Origin of the sequence: Rhizobium ecuadorense (assembly GCF_001187535.1) — a bacterium.
Taxonomy (GTDB): Bacteria; Pseudomonadota; Alphaproteobacteria; order Rhizobiales; family Rhizobiaceae; genus Rhizobium; species Rhizobium ecuadorense.
Map to the genome: position 1 here is coordinate 1 of NZ_LFIO01000958.1, position 15589 is coordinate 15589.

A 15589-nucleotide genomic window follows, 5' to 3' on the forward strand; every position below is an offset into this window, starting at 1 on the left:
CGCTGCCAAGCGTATAGTTCGCCAATGCCGTGCGAACCGTGTCGGTCCCCTCATCGGCGGCTTCGGTGACGGTGTCGCCGGCATTGTCGACGATGTAGGTGTCGTCGCCCGCACCACCGATCAAGCTGTCCGCACCCGCCCCGCCATCAAGCGTGTCATTGCCGGCATCGCCGGTGATCGTGTTGGCCAGCGCATTGCCGGTGCCGGTGAAGTTGGCGGATCCCGTGTAGGTCAGGTTCTCGACATTGACCAGTGCGGCGATCGAGTAGGCTGCAAGCGCCGTGCGGATTTCATCGGTGCCGCCGCTAACCAGCTCGGTGATCGCATCGCTCGCGCTGTCGACAATATAGACGTCGTCGCCGGCGCCGCCTGCCAGCCTGTCGTTGCCGGCGCCACCGTCAAGCGTGTCGTTGCCAGCGCCGCCGTTCAGCGTGTCGTTGCCGACGCCGCCGTCAAGTGTGTCGTTGCCGGCACCGCCGGTGATCGTATTGGCGAGACCATTTCCAGTCCCAGCGAAATCGCCGGTGCCAATGAAGGTCAGGCTTTCAACATTATTGGTCAAGGCATAGGAAGAAAGCGTCGTCTTGGTCAGATCGGCTCCTTCATTCGGCCGTTCAGTGACGACGTCGGCAACGTTATCGACAAAATAGGTGTCGTCGCCGGCTGCGCCGATCAATATGTCTGCTCCGGCTTTTCCGTCCAGGGTGTCGGCACCTGCCCCGCCCTTGATCGTGTTGGCGAGGCTATTGCCGGTCCCGGCAAAGGCTGCCGTGCCGCTATAGGTGAGGTTCTCGACATTGCTACCGAGCGTATAGCTTGCCAGTGTCGTGCGAACCGTATCGATCCCTGCGTCGGCGGCTTCGGTGACGAGGTCGCCGGCATTGTCGACGATGTAAGTGTCGTTACCGGCACCACCGAACAGGCTGTCCGCGCCTGCCCCGCCATCCAGCGTGTCATTGCCGGCGCCGCCGGAGAGCGTATCGCTGGCAGCGCCACCCGTGATCGTGTTGTCGAGATTGTTGCCCGTGCCCGCAAACGCCCCAATCCAGCTGTAGATGAGGTACTCGACATTGGCTGCCAATGTGTAGGCCGCCATTGTCGTCTGAACCGTATCGATCCCCTCGTCGACGTTTTCGATGATAGTGTCGCCGTTATCCCAAACGACATAAGTATCGTTGCCAGTCCCACCGATGAGCGTGTCAGTTCCCAAGCCACCGATCAGAGTATCGTTGCCTACCCCACCAGAGAGCGTGTCGTTGCCTGTCCCACCCTTGATTATATTGTCGAGGCTGTTGCCGGTGCCGGTAGAATTGCCGCCGCTTGAGAAGGATAGGTTCTCGACATTGGCGATCCCCGCCAGCGAATAAGTGTTAAGATCGGTCCAGATCGTGTCAACGCCGCCGCCGGCGGCCTCGATCACAACATCGTTGAGACTATCGACAGTATATTGATCGTCGCCCGCACCACCGATCAGCGTGTCGGCACCGACCTTCCCATCCAGCCGATCAGACCCCGTCCCGCCGGTGATCACATTGTCCGCCGCATTGCCACCACCGGCGAACGTGCCGGTGCCGATATAGGTCAGGTTTTCGACGTTGGCGCCGAGTGTATAACTCCAAACCGTCGTCCGGACCGTGTCCGTCCCCTCATTGGCATTCTCAATGACAGCATCATTGCCGTTGTCGGCGATGTAGACGTCGTCACCCGCCCCGCCCGACATCTTGTCGTTTCCGGCACCGCCGTCGAGAGTGTCATTGCCGGAGTCGCCAGTAAGGGTATCGTTTCCGGCATTGCCCCAGAGTGTATTGTCCGCCTCGTTGCCGACAATGGTATCGTTGGCGGAGCCGGCCCAAACGTTCTCAATCAACGACGCGACATTGTCGTGATAAAGAAGGGCGTTGAAAATGTTGCCGCGGGCATAGCCATCATTCGGCCCGCCGCCCAGATAGGCCAACTGACCCTGGGAAAAGACCGAATACCCCCCTGCATGCAAGTCGATCTTGAGGGCGGTGGTATAAGCGCTCAAATCATAGGTATCGATACCGCCGCCGTCCCAGATTGTTGCGAAAACCCTGTTGGCAGCGGGCGTAATGGCCGCCACCCCATTGACATAGGTGATGCCCTGGTTCGGATTCCACTTGTAGACGGTATCGCCACTGTTCGTCGTATAGTCCGCACCATACATTTCCTGCAGGGCGGCGATGTCGAGCATCATGAAGGTTTGTGGGGCGCCATTTTGCTCATACTTGGCCCCACTCTCATCGTCTCCGATAAATGTGTGGTAGGTCATGATCGTGTATTCGAGCGAGTCGTAGGCGCTTGGAACGACCGTTCCCCCTTCGTGAGCATGTTTCAGCCCGAGCGCGTGACCCAGCTCGTGCGCCAAGGTTTGGCCCGCATAGTTGCCGAACCTCGGGAAGCGATAATCAGCTTCGGTGCCAGCATATCCCGTCCCGAACCAGATATCCCCACCCCGCCCGTCTGCGGCTGGGAAATAGGCTCCCGCCGTATCCAGCAAGGGATCCGACGTTTGAGCGAAGCGCACCGTTGCGGTATTCGCGCTTCCGGCCTCAAAGTTGGCGTTCGTGAACCCCTCGACGGAGAAGCCGTCATTTGCCGCACTCCCGTAGGATTGCTCCATAAAGAACAAGGCGTGAGACTGCTGCTGCGAGGATATTGGAGTGAAAGAATAGTACTTTTCATAGTATATATTGACGCCATCATCGACATACGATGACGAGGTGGTAGGAAACGCATAGGTTATCGTTCCGTCCCAGGCGGTGCCGCTGAAGAGCCCGTCAACTTTCGCATCGCCAGTCGTGTTGACGCTCTTCGTCGGAGTAATAAGGTCCGTCATAAAATCCCCGTTTGCCTATTCCACTCGGCCGCGCCTAACACCAATTTCCCTCTGCTTCATAAAAGGGGAAAATTCAACTAAAAGCTTCATTTCTGTTCAGGAATGTTTTTGATCTTGGCAACCAGCGCTTATGAAACGCTTCCTCCGCAACCTCTTTCAAGGGCTACAAGACATATTCCAGGATCCTGCGTTCTGCCCGTCCCAACTTCCGCAATTGCTGGCATGACGGCACTTAAATTGACGTTACATTCATGTGCTGAAATTTAGTAAGTCTCAGGTTCGGCGATATCCGCTCCGCATGTTTCGACGCTCCGAAAGCTATCTCCGCCTCTCTTGGGGCGAGGTAGGCTTCGCTGTTCGCATCTTCCGCGACATGCTGGCGTAGGGGATTCTTTTTGGATCGAGTGGCGGATCGTCGCAATTGCGGACCTTGGTGCTGCTATTTGCTGCACATGTAGCTCAGATGGCGCTATCGCACCATATGGGCGGTTGTGCCATTCCAAATGTTCGATTTGATGTGGCAAATAAGCAGCAATTCGCGGTCAGAGCGTCGAGCTCTTGAGGGCGCCGCGCTTCCAAAAGCTTGCGGTTTGCACACTACTTCAGCATCTGCAGTGACAATTCGTTCGAAATAACGTTAGCCGAAAACGACTCGCTCGAAAGCGACTCTACGTGGGGGAGATGGTACGGTTGGGGGGTCTCGAACCTCCGACCTCAGGTGCCACAAACCTGCGCTCTAACCAACTGAGCTACAACCGCATAAACCGCGCCGGGCGCGATGGGGGTCACATACGGGGACTTGGCGATGAATTCAAGCCCCATTCCTCGTCAATATACAAAAAGGCTGGACGCGAGGTCCAGCCTTTTGTCTTCGATCGATCTAGACCGATCAGGCAACCTTGAAGGAAGCCATGGCCTTTTCGGCGGCGTCCTTGGAGGGCTTTGCCAGCTTTTCGGCAACCTGCTTGGTGGTTTCCTGGATCGACTTCGCCTGCTCGACGGTGAGCTCGGCCTGCTTGCGGATGAACGCGGTCTGCAGCTCGAAGAATTCGGCGGCAGACTTGACGCCGAGCAGCGCTTCGAAGTGCGAGAGGGAGTTCTCGGAATTGACGCGCAGGATGTCGATCGCCTTCAGGCCGAGTTCAACGCTGCCGGCCTGTGCCGTCTGGACGGTGGCTTCGAGGGTCTTGCCGGCTTCTTCGCCGGCGGTCTTCAGCTTGGCATAGGCGTCCTTCGACTGCTGAGCGCCTTTTTCGGCGAAATCACGGAAGGATTCCGCGAACTTGGACGGGTCGAAAGAAGCGATTGAAAAAACGTCGTCGGTCTTTATGGTAGCCATGGGTCGCATCCTTTGGGCTGAGGCAGTCGCTGCCTGCAATAGTTGGGATGACGCTTATATAAGACATTTCATTGTGCGTTGCAACAATTATTGTGCGATGCACAAGACGTTAACCTTGCCGGCCGAAAACCCCCTGCTCTTCTGGACCCGCATGCGCCCCGCAGTTATTAATAAGCCGTTAATTTAAGAAGGCCGACAGCGACAAGGTTCGATCATGCCCGCAGTCCAATATCCGTTCATCGATATCGCCGTGCATGCACGGGTGCGGGAACGCTTTTCGCGCGGTGAGGCGATGGTGCTGTTTTCGGCCGATCTCGCCCGCCTGCTCTGGGCGAACGGTGCGGGCGCCGAACTTTTCGGCCATGCGGCCGTCTATGATCTGCTCGATCAGGGCGTCGACCGCACCGACATCACCTTCCGCCAGCTGGAAACGGCCGCACGCCAGCTTGCCGATATCGGTGACCACAGAAGCCTGACGATCCGTGTCGCCAAGGGCTTTCAGCGCGTGCAGGTGCAGGCGGCGGCCGAACTGATCCGGCTTTCCTCAGGCGAAAAGGCCATGCTGTTTTCGGTGCCGGTCTCGGCAAAGCCGCTGACCGCAGGCGCCTCGGCAGCCCAGATGCTGCAGGGGCTCGATGATCCCGACACGCATATGGCTGTGATCGGCGCCGACGGCGACGTCATCGCTGCCTCGCCGGGCTTTGTTTCGCTCGGGATTTCCGAGCAGACGGCAAAAACCTTGATTAACCTGGCTGATGCGCATCCCGACCGGCTGGTGAAGCGACCGGTCGCCACTGGCAGAGGCAATCTACCGGCAGCCGTCGGCAAGCTCAGCGACGAGCCGGCACTCAACCTGCTCTTTGCCGTGGAGACGGCGACCGGCCATCTCGACCCGATCGACGCATCCGCGCCCGACTTGATCGATACGCCCGCGCTCCACGCGGCCGATGCGCCCGCGCAGGAAGACGCCGTGCCGCCGGCCGATGAGCCCCGCGACGAGCCCATTTCCGACACAGGCTTCACCGAGATCATCGAGGCAGTCTCGGGGATCGAAGAAGTCGAGGAGACGCTCGAGGACATCTCAGGCGAAAACGACCAGCCGGCAGAGGCGGCAGCGGTATCCGCAGGCGAGGCGGCCGAGGAAACCGATCTCGCCGAACATGCGGAGCCGGAGAGCGACGGCGGCGTGATCGAAGGCAGCGCGGATGAGGCAATCGCGCCTGCCGCGATTATCGAGGACGACCTTGCCTCCGTCACGGAGACGGTGGAAACGGCAATAACGGCGGAGCCGCCTGTTGAAGCCGGCGAAGCGCCGGTCGAAGAGGCGCCGGAAGCCGCTGCCGAAGAGCCCGTCGTCGCCCAGTCTGCGGTCGACGACGCCCCCCCTGCTCCTGAGCTTGCGGCCGCGCCCGGCTTCGTCTTCAGGCCGAACAGCCGCGCCACGCGCTTCGTCTGGAAGATCGATGCCGAGGGCCGATTCAACGAGGTCAGCCACGAATTTGCCGAGGCCGTCGGTCCGCATGCATCCGAGATTATCGGCTCCGCCTTCGGCGATGTCGCCGCCCTCTTCAATCTCGATCCCGAAGGCAAGCTTGCCGAGGCGCTCGCGCGGCGCGACACATGGTCTGGCAAAACCATCCTCTGGCCGGTCGAAGGCACCAGCCTCGTCGTTCCGGTCGATCTGGCGGCGCTGCCGACCTATACCCGCAACCGCGACTTCGACGGTTTCCGCGGCTTCGGCGTCGTCCGGCTTTCCGATGCGCAAGAAGATCCGCTGGCGCTCGGCCTGACGCTCGGCCCGGATGGCGTCGGCCATGATGCGGCAAGCCTCGGCCCGGCGCCGGACACCGTTGCCGACGCGGTCCACGCCCTGCCGGCAGCGCAGGAAGAAGCCGTGAGCGAGTCCGCCCTGCCGGATGAGGTCGAGGACCAGGCGCCTGCGGCAAGCGAGCTGCCGACGGAGACGGAGCCAGCTCCTGAGGCAATTGCCGCCGAGCAGGCGGACATTGAGCAGGAGCCAGGCGAGCAGGTATCCGTCGAGCCGCCATTCCAGGAAAGCGCTGCGGAAAAAACAGACGATAGCGCCGATGTCGGCGATATCTCCGCCGCCGAACCGGCAGCGGAAACGTCGAACGAGCCGCCGGCGCTTCGCATTTCGGAAACGCCCAATCGCCGTTTCTCCGACAAGATCGTTCAGCTCCACAATAGCGGCGCCGGACTGACGGCCGCCGAGCAGGCCAATTTCCGCGAGATCGCCAAGCGTCTCGAAGCCTTCGGCGCCAGCAAGGACGAACCTGCCGCGCCGGCACGGATAGAACCCACTGTTGCCGAAACGGCAAGCTTCGAAGAGGCTTCCGGACCCGAAAAGCTCGAGGCCGAAACATCTATTGCCGACGAGGCGGACGTGCCTTCGCGCGAAGAGATCGCGCCGCAGGAGGCGATTTTCGAGAATGCCGCCGAGGCCCAGCGTGATGACGACGCCGGCGCCGAGACGCCTGATCTCATAGAAGAGGACGAGGCTACGGAAGGGCTGGAGGAGACGGTCAGCCAGATCGAGGTCCTGACAAGCTTCATCCCGCCGCGCGTCAAGATGACCGACGGGCTTTCGCTGGGAACGGTCGACCAGCTGCCGGTTGCCGTGCTCATCCATGTCGGCGACGCGCTGATCCATGCCAATCCGGAATTCATGCGGCTGACCGGCTACACCTCGCTCGACGCATTGCGCGAGGTCGGTGGCATCGAAGCCCTGCTGCAGCGCCGCGAACTCGAGGAAAAGGCGGCAGGCTCCGGCACCATGATGCTGGTCAAGGCCGACGACAGCCTCGTTCCGGTGACGGCGCGGCTGCAATCGGTGCGCTGGGAAGACGCCAACGCATTGATGCTGGCGCTGATGCCGGTGGAAGGCAAGGAAAGCAGCCGGTCCGAAGCGCGCCCCGAGCGCATGGTCGAGAAGGTCGCCAAGCTTCAGGTCGAGGTGGAAGAACTGCGCTCAATCCTGGAAACGGCGACCGACGGCGTCGTCGTCATCGGCACGGAGGGCGACATCCGCTCGATGAACCGGTCGGCCAGCGCGCTTTTCAATTACGACGAGCAGGAGACGCGCGGCAAACCCTTCGTCATGCTGTTTGCCCATGAGAGCCAGAAGGCGGTACTCGACTATCTCCATGGCCTTTCCGGCCATGGCGTCGCCAGCGTCTTGAACGACGGACGCGAAGTGATCGGCCGCGAGGCCGCCGGCGGCTTCGTGCCGCTGTTCATGACGATGGGTCAGCTCACCTCTTCCAACGGCTATTGCGCCGTCATCCGCGATATCACCCAGTGGAAGCGCACCGAGGACGAGCTGCGCAACGCCAAGGGTGCGGCCGAAACCGCCAACGCCCACAAGACCGATTTCCTCGCCCGCGTCAGCCATGAGATCCGCACGCCGCTCAACGCCATCATCGGCTTTTCCGACATGATGGCCGGCGAGCGCTTCGGGCCGATCGGCCATCCCCGTTATATCGAATATGCCAACGACATCGGCCGTTCCGGCCGGCATGTTCTCGATATCGTCAACGACCTGCTCGATATTTCGAAGATCGAGGCGGGCGAGATGGATCTCGATTTTGCCGCCGTCGGCCTCAACGAGGCGGTCTCGGAGGCCGTGGCGCTGGTCCAGCCGCAGGCAAACGGCCAGCGCGTCATCATCCGCACGGCGCTGTCGCATGCGGTGCCCGAGGTCGTGGCGGATCTGCGCTCGATCAAGCAGATCGCCCTCAACATCCTGTCGAACGCCATCCGCTTCACTCCGTCGGGCGGGCAGATCGTCGTTTCCACCTCCTATGAGGCGAATGGCAGCGTCGTGCTGAGGGTCCGCGATACCGGCATCGGCATGACGCGCAGCGAGCTCGACCAGGCGATGAAGCCGTTCCGGCAGGTCTCGTCGACCCAGTCGCGCCATCGCGGCGACGGCACCGGGCTCGGCCTGCCGCTGACCAAGGCGATGGTCGATGCCAACCGGGCGGTATTCTCGATCAATTCGGCGCCGAACGAGGGCACGCTCGTCGAGATCACCTTCCCCTCGCAGCGGGTGCTGGCCGGCTGAGCCATAAAGAAAAGGCAGCCGAGGCTGCCTTGAATTTGGTGCTGTTCAACAAGAGCTCAGTCGATCACCATCATGTATCGAAAGCCCTCCTGCATAATTGCGCGTCTGAAAAGACGCGCGGCGCTGTAGGGCTCCAGGCCGCCTCGTTCACATACGGCCCCTAAGTTGGCTTTTACATTTGACAAACCTTTCTTAACGAAAGGTTTCCATGACAGTGCATGGATCAGTGATAAAAGCTTGTAACTTCCGATCCGCGATCAATCCTTGAGTTCCTCCAGCCCGGCAAAGAGCCGCAGCGCCTCGGGATTGGCGAGCGCTTCCTGGTTCTTCACCGGCCTGTTGTGGACGACCTCGCGCACGGCGAGCTCGACGATCTTGCCGGATTTGGTGCGGGGAATATCGGCGACCGCGATGATCTTGGCCGGCACATGGCGCGGCGAGGCGCCGGTGCGTATCCGCGTCTTGATCGCCTTGATCAGGTCCTCGCCCAGCGTCACGCCGGCAGCAAGGCGGACGAACAGGACGACCCGCACGTCGTCGTCCCACTCCTGGCCGATGCACAGCGCCTCGGCCACCTCCGCCATCTGCTCCACCTGATTGTAGATCTCGGCCGTGCCGATGCGCACACCGCCGGGATTGAGCGTCGCATCCGAACGGCCGTGGATGATCAGACCGCCATGCTCCGTCCATTCGGCAAAGTCGCCGTGGCACCAGACATTGTCGAAGCGGTCGAAATAGGCGGCGCGATATTTGGCGCCGTCGGGATCGTTCCAGAACATCACCGGCATCGAGGGAAAGGCCTTGGTGCAGACGAGTTCACCCTTCTCACCACGCACCGGCTTGCCGTCATCGTTCCAGACGTCGACCGCAAGGCCGAGGCCGGCCCCCTGGATCTCGCCGCGCCAGACCGGCTGCAGCGGATTGCCGAGCACGAAGCAGGAAACGATATCGGTGCCGCCCGATATCGAGGCGAGCTGCACGTCTTCCTTGATGCCCTCATAGACGAAAGTGAAGCCCTCGGGCGATAGCGGCGAGCCGGTGGAGGTCATCAGCCGCAGGCTGGAGAGATCGTGGCTTGCGCGCGGCGTCAGCCCGCTCTTGCGCACCGCATCGATATATTTGGCCGAGGTGCCGAAGATCGCGAATTTCTCGGCAGCGGCATAATCGAACAGCACGTTGCCGTCCGGGGCAAAGGGCGAACCGTCGAACAGGCAGAGCGTGGCGCCGCTGGCAAGGCCGCTGACCAGCCAGTTCCACATCATCCAGCCGCAGGTTGTGAAGTAGAACAGCTTCTCGCCCGCCTCGAGACCGCAATGCAGCCGCTGTTCCTTGAGATGTTGCAACAGCGTGCCGCCGGCCGAATGGACGATGCATTTGGGCACGCCCGTCGTGCCTGAAGAAAACAGGATGTAGAGCGGATGGGCAAAGGCGAGCGGCGTGAACGCGACCTCCTTTACCGCATAGGGCGCGACGAAGGCCTCCAGCGTCGAAGCACCGGGCGTTGTGCGCGCCACCGCTTCGGCATCGCCGGCGTAATGAACGATGACCGTCGGCACGCTCAAGCTCTTTGCAACGGTTGCCACCTTGGCGCCGACGTCCTGCAGCTTGCCGGAATACCAATAGGCATCGCAGGCGATGAACAGCCTGGGACCGATCTGGCCGAAGCGGTCGAGCACGCCCTGCTCGCCGAAATCAGGAGAGCAGGACGACCAGATGGCGCCGATCGAGGCGGCGGCCATCATGGCTGCAACGGTCTCCGGCATGTTCGGCATCATCGCGGCGATACGGTCGCCCTCACCAATGCCCTGCGCCCTGAAGGCCTGCTGCAGCTTCGAGACCAGCGCCCGCAGCCGGTCCCATGACCAGCGGTCCGCAGCCTTGTCCTCGCCGCGGAAGATGATCGCATCACCCTCGCCGCGCCCCGAGAGCAGGTTCTCGGCGAAGTTCAGCGTCGCATCGGGAAAGAAGCGGGCCTCCAGCATGCGGTCGCCGTCGATCAGCACCTCAGCGCCGCGCTCGCCCTTCACGCCGCAGAAATCCCACACAGTCGACCAGAACTTCTCCCGCTCGGCCACCGACCAGGCATGCAGATCCTCAAAGCCGGAAAGCGCAAGCCCGAAATCGGCATTGCAGCGCGCCATAAAGGCATGGATCGGGCTTTTTGCAACGGCCTCGTCCGAGGGCACCCAAAGTGGTCTGTTATCCTGCATTCAATCCTCCTCCCCAATGCCGCCTTTATATCATGCTGCATTGCATTATAAAGTGCGGAACCGCCGGGATTCCAGCCTGCGCATTCGGACGCACGATGCGTCGCTTCAAAGTGCCGCGGCGTCTTCAGCGCGTCTGAAACGATCGGCGTCACTGTGGGGGATTTGCATATGCCGGATATTTCCTATATCCGGCGAAATCAGCGCTTAACGGGATAACCGGCTGAATTGCCGGCGGAGATCATGAGCACGTCAAGACATCGCAAGTGGCGCAGGAAGATCGGACCCGTTTCGCGCTGGCTGCCGGCCTTTGCCCGCCTGTCGACGGTGTTCCTGCTGATCGCGCTGGCGCTTTTCGTGGCGCTCCGGGTCACCGCACCCTATCTGATCACCACCGGTTTTGTGCGCTCTGGCATCGAGGACGCCCTGTCGAAATGGACGGGCTACCATGCCGAAATCAAGGGCAGTCCGGTTCTCGAATTCTGGCCGACGCCGCGCATCACGCTGAACCAGATCACCATCCGCCAGCCGCGCGACAGCGGCGACAAGCTGCTCGGCAGCATCGACAGCCTGTCGGCCGATTTCAGCCTCATCGATGCGCTGAGAGGCCGCACCAGCTTCCACGAATTCCATCTGGTGCGTCCGAACCTGGCGCTGACGCGCGACGACAAAGGCCTGATCGACTGGAGTTATGCCGGCCTGCTCGCTCGCGCGATCAGCGGCGTGCGCTATGAAAACGGCGCCGAGGTGCTCGATCCCGATCTCGATGCCGAAATCGGCGCGGTGACGGTCGAAGACGGCACGTTTGCGGTGACCGATATCAAGACCGCCAAAACCTATCGTTTCGACAGCGTCACTGCGGATATCGCCTGGCCGAGACTATCCGGCGCGATCTCGGCTGTTATCATCGCCCGCATCAACGGCGAAGACCTGAAGGTCGATTTCGCCTCGCGCCAGCCGCTGCTCGCCTTTGCCGGCAGGAATGCCGAAACGCGGACGTCGCTCACATCGAACCTGCTGACGGCGCACTTCCAGGGAATTGCCAGCATCGCCAGCCTTTCGGCCCTTTCCGGCAACATCACCGCGAGCATTCCCGATATGCCCGCACTTCTCAAATGGTCGGGCAAATCGATCCCCGGGATCGCAACGCTGAAGAGCGCCTCGCTGGAATCCGACATCATGTCGTCGGGCAACGGGCTGCGCTTCAACAATCTCAGCCTGTCGCTGAACGAAGCGAGCGCCACGGGGGTGATGGACCTTTTCACCCAACCCGGCAAACGGCCGAAGATCGGCGGCACGCTCGCCTTCGACCAGATGAACCTCAAGCCGTTCCTCGACGCCTTCGCGCTCAGGCTGGCCGCCGGCGAGGCGGGGGAAATCTCCGCCGGCATCAGCGGGCCGCTGCGGCTGCTCGATGTCGACGTCAGGCTTTCGGCGCGGCGCGCACAGATGGGTCTGTTCTCGCTCTCCGATGTCGGCGCCAGCATGATCGTCGCCGGCGGCGAAGCGAAATTCGACATCGGCGACAGCCGGTTTGAAGGCGGCGAGATGACCGCGCATCTGGAAGCGACCCAGCGCGACTTCGACGGCGGCGGCAAGCTGCAGCTGTCGATCAGGGACGCCGACTTCGCAGCCCTTGCCGAGCGCCTGCAGCTGAAGGGACCGCTGCCGCTGGCGACGGGATCGCTCGATCTCGACCTACAGTCGCCGAAGGCGATCTGGACGACCGGTCTTGCCGACGTTACCGGCAGGCTGCACTTCTGGACAAGGGAAGGCACGATCCCCGGCATCGATGCCGCGGCGCTGAGGACGCAGGCAGCCGAAAAACCGTTCTTTCCGCTGAGTGCTGCGGCAGGCGGTGCCTTCGCTTTCAACCAGCTGAACCTGCAGGCCGATTTCGCCAACGGTTCCGCCGAGATGCACGACGCTAAGATCGCCGGCACGGCCGAGACGCTGACGCTTTCCGGCGTCATCACCTATCAGTCGAACGGGCTGGCGCTGTCCGGATCGCTGGAGTCGACCGATCCGGCCAAGGCGGCGGATCTGCCGCTTCTGCCCTTCTTCATCGGCGGCTCCTGGCCGAACCCGGTGATCTCGCCGGTTCCACTCTTCGGCACCACGCCCCACGCGCAGTAGAATTAAGCGCCGGCGGCGGCGGCACGCTCGTCCCGCTGGCGCTGGATTTCGCGACGCTTGGTGACGATCGAGGCGCAGATGACGCCGACCGCGACGATGCCGATCAGGATCGTGCACACCGCGTTGATCTCAGGCGTTACTCCACGGCGCACTTGGCTGTAGATCTTCATCGGCAGCGTGGTGGCGCCCGGCCCCGAGGTGAAGCTGGCGATCACCAGATCGTCGAGAGACAGGGTGAAGGCAAGGATCCAGCCTGAGATCACGGCCGGCGCGATGATCGGCAGGGTGATCTCGAAAAAGGTGCGCACCGGCGGCGCGCCGAGGTCCTGTGCCGCTTCCTCGATCGACCGATCGAAGCTCAGCAGCCGAGACTGCACGACGACGGCGACGAAGCACATGGTCAGCGTCGTATGCGCCAGCATGATCGTCCAGAAACCACGGTCGAAGCCGATCGCGACGAAGAGCAACAGAAGCGACAGGCCGGTGATGACGTCAGGCATGACGAGCGGCGCGTAGATCATGCCCGAAAACAGCATGCGGCCGCGAAAGCGGGTGTAGCGCACCAGCGTCAGCGCCGCCATCGTGCCGAGGATCGTTGCGAGCGTCGCCGACAGCAGGCCGACACGGATCGTCACCCAGGCGGCGTCGAGCAGGCTCTGATTCGACAGCAGCGAGACATACCACTTGGTGGAGAAGCCGCCCCAGACGGTGACGAGCTTCGATTCGTTGAAGGAGAAGATCACCAGAAGCACGATCGGCAGGTAAAGGAAGGCAAAGCCGAGCGTGACGGAGACGATGTTGAAACGGGTCCATCTCTGCATGACTTACTTCCCCCGCTCTTCGGCCTTGGCCTGTGCGTTCTGGAAGAAGACGATCGGGATCACCAGGATCATCAGCAGGATCGTTGCCACCGCCGAGGAGACCGGCCAGTCGCTGTTGGCGTTGAACTCGTTCCAGAGCGTCTTGCCGATCATCAGCGTCTGCGAACCGCCGAGCAGGTCGGGAATGACGAATTCACCGACGGCGGGAATGAAGACCAGCATGCAGCCGGCCACCACACCGGGGATCGACAGCGGAAAGGTGACGCGCCAGAAGGCCCGGATCGGCGTGCAGCCGAGATCCTGGGCCGCCTCGATCAGCGTGCCGTCCATCTTTTCCAGCGCCGAATAGAGCGGCAGCACCATGAAGGGCAGATAGGAATAGACGATGCCGATATAGACGGCGGTATTGGTGTTGAGGATGATCAACGGGCTGTCGATGATGTGCAGCGACTGGAGAAGCTGGTTGAGAAGCCCTTCCGGTTTCAGGATGGCGATCCAGGAATAGACGCGGATCAGGAAACTCGTCCAGAACGGCAGGATGACCAGCATCACCAGCGCCGGGCGGATGGTGCGCGGCGCCTGCGCCATGCCATAGGCGATCGGATAGGCGATCAGCAGCATCAAGAAGGTCGAAATCGCCGCGATGGTAACGCTCGACAGATAGGCGTTGAAGTAGAGCGGGTCGTCCGTGAGGTAGCCGTAATTGTCGAAGGAGAAGGTCGCAACCTTGCCCCAGAAACCGCTCCAGCCGTCGGCAGAGGAGAAGACCGGTTCATAAGGCGGCATGGCAATCGCCTTCGTCGACAGCGAGATGCGCAAGACGATGAAGAACGGCGCCAGGAAGAAGAGCAGCAGCCAGGCATAAGGGATGGTGATGACGAGCCGATTGTAGAGGCCGGAGGTGAGCTTGCCCATGATCTCAATCCTTCAGCAGAACGCCGGCATTCTCGTCGAACGAGATCCAGACGTCCTGGTCGTAGGTGAAGGGATCGTCGACGGAGCGCTGCGCATTGAGGGACGAGGCCTTGACGACCTTGCCGCTCTGCAATTTCACATGGAAGACGGTCATGTCGCCGAGATAGGCGATGTCCCAGAGTTCGCCGGTGGCGGCGTTGACCGAAGCGTTGGCCGGCGGCTGGCGGGTGACCCGCATCTTTTCCGGCCGGATGGCGAAGCCGACGGCGCTGCCGGCCGGTGGCGTCTCAGCAGCGGCAACACGGACGCTGAAGCCGCTGTCGACTGATATCTCGACGGTGCCGTTGCCCGATGAGGCGACCTTGCCGTCGAAGATGTTCACATCGCCGATGAAATCCGCGACGAAGCGGGAATTCGGCGCCTCGTAGATCTCCGCCGGTGTGGCCACCTGCACGACCTTGCCGTGGCTCATGACGGCGATGCGGTCGGCCATGGTCATCGCCTCTTCCTGGTCGTGGGTGACGACGACGAAGGTGAGGCCGAGGCTCTGCTGCAGGTCCATCAGCTCGAACTGGGTTTCCTCGCGCAGCTTCTTATCGAGCGCGCCGAGCGGTTCGTCGAGCAGCAGCACCTTCGGGCGCTTGGCGAGCGAGCGGGCGAGCGCCACGCGCTGGCGCTGGCCGCCGGAGAGCTGGTTCGGCTTGCGCGAGGCGAACTGCTCGAGCTTGACGAGCTTCAGCATCTGCGCGACGCGGTCGGTCATCTCATCCTGCGCCATACCGTCCTGCTTCAGGCCGAAGGCGATATTCTTCTCGACCGTCATGTGCGGGAAAAGCGCATAGGACTGGAACATCATATTGACCGGCCGCTTGTAGGGCGGCGTGCCGGCCATATCGGTGCCGTCGAGCACGATCTCGCCCGAGGTCGGCTGCTCGAAGCCGGCGAGCATGCGCAGCAGCGTGGACTTGCCGCAGCCCGAAGCACCGAGCAGCGCGAAGAACTCGCGGTGATAGATATTCAGCGACAGATCGTCGACGGCGGTAAAATCGCCGAAACGCTTGGTGACATTCCTGAAGGCAATGAAGGGTTTTGCAGAGGGATCGGTCCAGGGCGCGAAAGCGCGGCGGATATTGCCGAGAGACTTCATATTATTCCCCGAAATACAACGGTTTTTCCGGCCTCCACCCGGGCCGGTAATTGAAAGGCCCGGACGTTTCCGCCCGGGCCCAA

8 protein-coding genes and 1 tRNA gene are annotated in these 15589 nt (G+C 61.8%); 2 read left to right on the forward strand and 7 right to left on the reverse strand.

From position 1 onward, the window contains the following. The 3 genes from AF337_RS17335 to AF337_RS17345 all read right to left on the reverse strand — a co-directional run. Positions 1–2857: M10 family metallopeptidase (locus AF337_RS17335; protein WP_193393634.1), on the reverse strand; the 2857-nt coding region annotated here is incomplete at its 3' end. Positions 2858–3539: 682 nt separating this feature from the next. Further along, a tRNA-His gene (locus AF337_RS17340) sits at positions 3540–3616 on the reverse strand. A gap of 130 nt (positions 3617–3746) precedes the next feature. Next, positions 3747–4196, reverse strand: coding sequence for a phasin (locus AF337_RS17345; RefSeq protein ID WP_049733034.1), 450 nt, complete (start codon positions 4194–4196; stop codon positions 3747–3749). A gap of 214 nt (positions 4197–4410) precedes the next feature. On the opposite strand from AF337_RS17345, the gene AF337_RS17350 reads away from it, so the two are divergent. Then, a complete protein-coding gene (locus AF337_RS17350; protein ID WP_049733035.1) occupies positions 4411–8280 on the forward strand; it encodes an ATP-binding protein in 3870 nt (1289 codons plus the stop codon). A 257-nt stretch (positions 8281–8537) separates the two neighbouring features. Here the strand turns inward: AF337_RS17350 and AF337_RS17355 are convergent, their stop codons facing one another. After that, a complete protein-coding gene (locus AF337_RS17355; protein ID WP_049733036.1) occupies positions 8538–10490 on the reverse strand; it encodes an acetoacetate--CoA ligase in 1953 nt (650 codons plus the stop codon). A 240-nt stretch (positions 10491–10730) separates the two neighbouring features. Here AF337_RS17355 and AF337_RS17360 point away from each other — a divergent pair, with 240 nt between their 5' ends. Beyond that, positions 10731–12623 (forward strand): AsmA family protein, encoded by a 1893-nt coding sequence (locus AF337_RS17360; RefSeq protein WP_049733156.1) that lies wholly within the window; start codon positions 10731–10733, stop codon positions 12621–12623. Positions 12624–12625: 2 nt separating this feature from the next. On the opposite strand, the gene AF337_RS17365 is transcribed toward AF337_RS17360, so the two are convergent. From AF337_RS17365 to AF337_RS17375, 3 genes are read right to left on the reverse strand one after another with little or no spacing between them, the layout of a single operon-like run. Beyond that, complete coding sequence (locus AF337_RS17365) at positions 12626–13444, reverse strand: ABC transporter permease (RefSeq protein ID WP_049733037.1); 819 nt, start codon at positions 13442–13444, stop codon at positions 12626–12628. 3 nt (positions 13445–13447) lie between these two features. Further along, positions 13448–14359 (reverse strand): ABC transporter permease subunit, encoded by a 912-nt coding sequence (locus AF337_RS17370; protein ID WP_049733038.1) that lies wholly within the window; start codon positions 14357–14359, stop codon positions 13448–13450. 4 nt (positions 14360–14363) lie between these two features. After that, positions 14364–15506, reverse strand: a complete 1143-nt coding sequence (locus tag AF337_RS17375) for an ABC transporter ATP-binding protein (RefSeq protein WP_049733039.1) — start codon at positions 15504–15506, stop codon at positions 14364–14366. Between the last annotated feature and the right edge of the window lie 83 nt (positions 15507–15589).